Annotated in this window: 6 protein-coding genes; all 6 read right to left on the bottom strand. The window is 71.1% G+C overall.

What is annotated here, in order from left to right; translation table 11 throughout:
- The coding region (gene atpE, locus AB1578_22570) for an ATP synthase F0 subunit C (protein MEW6490682.1) at nt 1–544 on the bottom strand (544 nt) is incomplete at its 3' end.
- 2 nt (nt 545–546) lie between these two features.
- A complete protein-coding gene (gene atpB / locus AB1578_22565) occupies nt 547–1221 on the bottom strand; it encodes a F0F1 ATP synthase subunit A (GenBank protein MEW6490681.1) in 675 nt (224 codons plus the stop codon).
- Nucleotides 1222–1281: 60 nt separating this feature from the next.
- Nucleotides 1282–1665, bottom strand: coding sequence for a hypothetical protein (locus AB1578_22560; protein MEW6490680.1), 384 nt, complete (start codon nt 1663–1665; stop codon nt 1282–1284).
- Nucleotides 1662–1934 (bottom strand): AtpZ/AtpI family protein, encoded by a 273-nt coding sequence (locus tag AB1578_22555; protein MEW6490679.1) that lies wholly within the window; start codon nt 1932–1934, stop codon nt 1662–1664. The genes AB1578_22560 and AB1578_22555 overlap by 4 nt, the downstream gene beginning before the upstream one ends.
- A gap of 50 nt (nt 1935–1984) precedes the next feature.
- Nucleotides 1985–2842 (bottom strand): ParB/RepB/Spo0J family partition protein, encoded by an 858-nt coding sequence (locus AB1578_22550; protein ID MEW6490678.1) that lies wholly within the window; start codon nt 2840–2842, stop codon nt 1985–1987.
- A gap of 21 nt (nt 2843–2863) precedes the next feature.
- Nucleotides 2864–3646 (bottom strand): AAA family ATPase, encoded by a 783-nt coding sequence (locus tag AB1578_22545; GenBank protein MEW6490677.1) that lies wholly within the window; start codon nt 3644–3646, stop codon nt 2864–2866.
- Nucleotides 3647–3733: the final 87 nt, after the last annotated feature.

Here is a 3733-nt window from a genome sequence, read left to right as displayed (position 1 = left end):
CGGTGGAAACCGCCGCCCCAAGGAGGGCAGAGACCGCGGGGAGGAGCGGCCCCACCTGGGAGTGAGCGGGGAAGAGGAGGAGAAAGGCCAGGACGAGGGCGAAGATGGCGGGAGTCTGGGAAACGGCCTGGCCGACCAGCATGGTCGTGGTGACCGCAGTGGCTGCCTTGGGATGGCGGGCGATGCCGGCACACGCGCTGGCCGCGGCGAACCCCGCCCCGAGGCCCGGGCCCAGCGCCCCGATGCCCATGCACAGGCCGGCTGCCGCCAGCGCCGCAGCCTGGAGCAGCGAGGGAGACGGACGGGGCGAGAAGAGGAGGAGCACCGACACCACCAGGGCGAAGATGCTGGCCGATTCGGCGACGGCCTGGCCCACGAGCATGGTGCGCTGCACCTTGTGGGCGGTAGCGGGCTGGCGTGCGATCGCCTCGGCGGCGGCCTCCGCGGTGCGGCCCTCGCCCACGGCGGCGCCGATGGCCCCCAGGCCGATGCACACGCCGGCGCCGAACACGGCCGCCGCCTGGCTCCACGCCCCGGCTTCCACGGTCACTCCTGCAGCGCCACGGAGATGTAGGTCAGGGTGAGCATGGCGAAGACAAAGGCCTGCACCGTGCCGACGAAGAGACCGAAGAAGGCGCTCAGGAAGGGCGGGATGATCAGGTGGTACACCAGATGGCTCACCACCAGGATGATGATGGAGCCGCCCATGACGTTGCCGTAGAGGCGAAAGGCCATGGAGACGACCTTGGCCGCCTCGCCGATCACGTTGAGGGGGAACATGAAGGCGAAGGGCTGAAAGTACTCTCTAATGTAGACGCGCCAGCCCTTGGCCCGGATCGCGGCCGTCTGGGCCGTCAGGAAAGCGATGACCGCCAGGATGAGGGCCGTGTTGAGGTCCTTGGTGGGCTCCTCGAGAAGAGGGATCATGCCGAGCCAGTTGGAGATCAGGATGAAGACGAAGAGCGTGAGGACGAGGGCGAAGTAACGCGGCCCCCTCTTGCCCAGGGTCTCGGCGATCAGGTCTCTGGAAACCTGGACGAGGAGCTCGGCTACGCTCTGGAAGGGTCCGGGTACCAGGGCGGGGCGCCGGGAGACGGCCAGACCGAAGGCGGCCAGCGCCGCCATGACGCCCCACGACATGACGAGGGTGGTCGCGTTGAGGCGCACCTCGCGCCCCGCGACGGGGAAGACCCACTGGGCGACCTCGGTGATGGCGTCCATCGTTTCTCCGAACAGCGCTGGATTTGCGCTCCGTCGGACCGCCTGCGGCCCGGCCTCCTGTCAAGCGGCCGTGCGGAGCGCGGCCAGGTGCTCGGCGAGGAGCACCGCGGGGCCCACGAAGAGGCCCAGGGCCGCAGACCCGAAAGAAAGGCCGGGCATCGCGTAGGCAAGACCGAGAGCGCCCCCGCGCACGGCGTTGCGGAGCAGGGAGCCCAGGCGCGCGCGGCGGCCGGCGGCGCGGGGGGAAGAACCGCGCCGGGCGTCGATCTGGGCCCCGTGCAGGTGCAGGGCGGCCGCGCTGGCCAGGCTCCCTACGGCGAACCCCAGTCCGGCGGCGCGGTCCGCGGCCATTGCGAGGGCCAGGGCGACCCCGAGGCCCAGGAGGGCGGTGCGGGCAGGCGCCCGTAGGCGAAACCGGCCAAAGGGCGCAAAGGGAGCGGTCACCGGCGCCTCCGGTCGGCGCGGTCCCCGGTCTGGAGGACGATCCGGTACACGGCCCAGAACCCGGAGAGGGCGCCCAGGGGGATGAAGACGGCCTTCCACACGCCGCCGGCGCCGGTCCACCGGTCCAGGTAGACGCCCAGGGCGAACCCGATACCCACGGCGGCCACCATGGTGAGGCCCAGATGGGTGACGAGGCCCAAATGCTCCACCAAGTCCTTGAGGTCCTTGAGATCGAGCTTCGGCTTGAACGCCGGGGGTTTAGGTACCATCGGGCTTCCCGGGTGTCAAGAAGCGCTCGGGGCCCGCAGGACGCCCCCGGTCACCGCCCCGGTGGCTCCAGGAGGGACAGGAGCCGATCGAGGTCGTCGAGGCTGCGGTAGTCGATCCGGATGCTCCCCGCGCCCTTGCGGCGCCCCGGCTGCACGGCCACCCGGGTCCCGAGGCGCCGGGCGAGGCGGTTTTCCAGGTCTCGGACATTGGGGTCCTTGGGCGGCCTGGGCTCGGGCGCCGCGCAGGGGCGCCGGGCGAGCTGCTCGGCCTCGCGCACCGAAAGACCCCGGCGGAGGACCTGGCGCAGGAGCTCCCGACGTGCGTCGTCCCCGGAGCAGGCCAGGATGGCCCGGGCATGGCCGGCGGTAATGGCGCCGTCACGGAGGGCCTCGAGGGCCTCGGTGGGCAGGGTGAGGAGGCGCAGGGCGTTGACCACCGCCACGCGGGACTTGCCGATGCGCCCCGCGAGGGCCTCCTGGGAGATGCCGGTTCGGTCCAGGAGGAGCCGGTACGCCTGGGCTTCTTCCACCGGGTTGAGGTCTTCGCGCTGGAGGTTCTCCACCAGGGCGAGCTCCAGGAGCTCCTCCTCGTCGGCGTCTCGCACGATGGCCGGGACCTCTGTGAGGCCGGCCTTCTGGGCGGCTCGCCAGCGCCGCTCGCCCGCGATCAGTTCGTAGGAGCCCTCGGAGGAGCGGCGGACGATGACCGGCTGGATGAGTCCCTTTTCCCGGATGGACTGGGCCAGCTCCTCGAGGGTGCCCTCGGGGAAGTGCTGGCGCGGCTGGTGGGGGCTGGGGTGGATCTCCTCCACGGGGCAGAGGAAGAACTCGCCCTCGAGGCGGTCGGGGAGGAGGGCGTCCAGGCCGGATCCCAGGGCCGTCCGGTGCTTCTTGGCGGGGTTGGTCATCGTGGAGGTTCCTGCGCGGCGTCAGGCCGCAGCCGGAGCGCGGCGGGGGGGCCGGATGAGCTCGCGAGCCATGCGCAGGTAGCTCTGGGCGCCGGTGGAGCGGATGTCGTAGAGGAGCGCCGGCTTGCCGTGGCTCGGGGACTCGCTCAGGCGCACGTTGCGTGGGATCACGGAGCGGAAGACCTTGTCCTTGAAGTGGCGCTTCACCTCGTCGGCCACCTGGTGGCTGAGGTTGTTGCGGGGGTCGAACATGGTCAACAGGATGCCCTCGATCTCGAGCCGCGGGTTGAAACCCCGCTTCACGGTGCGCACGGTGTGGAGGAGCTGGGAGAGGCCTTCCAGGGCGTAGTACTCACATTGGAGCGGGATGATGACCGCGTCCGAGGCGACCAGGGCGTTGATGGTGAGCAGGCCCAGGCTCGGGGGACAGTCCACGAGAATGTAGTCGAAGTGCTCGCGGGCCGGCGCCAACGCATCCCGGAGGCGAAACTCCCGGCGGCCGGCGGCGACAAGCTCGATCTCGGCCCCGGAGAGATCCCGGGAGGCCGGCACGAGGTGCAGGTGCTCCAGGGCGGTGGGGCGCGCCGCGGCATCCCAGGGGGCCTGGCCGGTGAGGACGTGGTAGGAGGTGAGATCTTCCGGCGCGGCCCTCATGCCGAGGCCGCTCGTGGCGTTGGATTGGGGGTCGGTGTCGAAGAGCAGCACCCGCTTCTCCGCCGCCGCGAGGGAAGCGGCGAGGTTGACCGCGGTGGTGGTCTTGCCGACGCCGCCCTTCTGGTTGGCCAGGGACAGGATGCGAGCCATGGGTACCTCCGAGGGAGGAGCGGAAGGTACCACAGGAGGGTGGGGGGAGGGAACGGGGAAGGGCGCCCGGGATCCGCGGTCCGGACG

The organism is Thermodesulfobacteriota bacterium (assembly GCA_040756475.1).
Taxonomy (GTDB): Bacteria; Desulfobacterota; Deferrisomatia; order Deferrisomatales; family JACRMM01; genus JBFLZB01.
This window is presented reverse-complemented; position numbering and strand designations above follow the sequence as displayed.